We start from the raw sequence: 1,001 nt of genomic DNA on the forward strand, positions 1-1,001 counted from the left end.
GGTCGCCCAGTCGGAACTTGCGCGCGCCCAGGCGGCAGTCTCCGCGGCGGGTGTTAGCGGCGACGGGCGCTCCCTTGCGGTTACGAGCCCGCTCGCGGGCCGAGTGACCTCGGCGCCTATCGTTCTCGGCTCCTTCGTCGATGCCGGGGAAGAACTCTATCAGGTCGTGAATCCGAGCGGCATGCAGGTCGAGGTTGCCCTCCCGTCGGCTGAAGCAAGCCGCATCCAGCCTGGCGACGAGGCTACGCTGGAAATCGCGGACAACCGGGAAGTGGGTGCGCGCGTGCGATCCGTCACTCCCTCGCTCGATCCCGAAAGCCGCAGCGCTACGGCAGTCCTGTCGCTGGCAAGGCCGATTCCCGGCCTGCAGCCCGGGGCCTTCCTGCAGGCACGTATCCGCCCTTCGGGTGAGGTCGATACAGGCCGCATGTCGGTGCCGGAAAGTGCCGTCCAGACAATCGATGGCGCCGAAGTGGTCTTCGTTCGCACGCGCCGCGGGTTTCAAGCCCGTCCGGTGGTCACCGGTGCGCGTTCGGGAGGACGGGTGGTCATCGAGTCCGGTCTCGAAGCGAATTGGCGGATCGCCACCACTAACGCCTTTTTGCTGAAGGCTGAACTCGAGAAGGAGGAGGCAGAGCATGGACACTGATCACATGCAGGACGCGGATCGCCCGCACCGCCATGGCCTGATCGGCATGATCCTCGACGTCGCCGTGCGCTTTCGCTGGGCGATGGTCGTGCTGACGCTCGGTGTGGCAATCTATGGCGTGGTGAATTTGCTGCGCCTGCCCATCGATGCCGTGCCCGATATCACCAATGTACAGGTGCAGATCAACACCGAGGCACCAGCCCTGTCGCCTTCGCAAGTCGAAACGCAGGTCACCTATCCCGTTGAAACCGGGCTTGCCGGTATCGAGGGTCTGGAGATGACCCGCTCAATATCGCGCAACGGGTTCAGCCAGGTGACCGCGATTTTCGAGGAAGGGACCGACATTTATTTT

At 63.9% G+C, this 1,001-nt stretch carries 2 protein-coding genes; both read left to right on the forward strand.

Annotated elements, in window-relative coordinates; all coding sequences use genetic code 11:
* Positions 1-649 (forward strand): efflux RND transporter periplasmic adaptor subunit (locus tag KYK83_RS17045; RefSeq protein WP_222829096.1); only part of this gene is annotated, 649 nt, incomplete at its 5' end.
* Between the two features lie 37 nt (positions 650-686).
* Positions 687-1,001: efflux RND transporter permease subunit (locus KYK83_RS17050; RefSeq protein WP_222829095.1), on the forward strand; the 315-nt coding region annotated here is incomplete at its 3' end.

Origin of the sequence: Qipengyuania pacifica (assembly GCF_019857205.1) — a bacterium.
Taxonomy (GTDB): Bacteria; Pseudomonadota; Alphaproteobacteria; order Sphingomonadales; family Sphingomonadaceae; genus Qipengyuania; species Qipengyuania pacifica.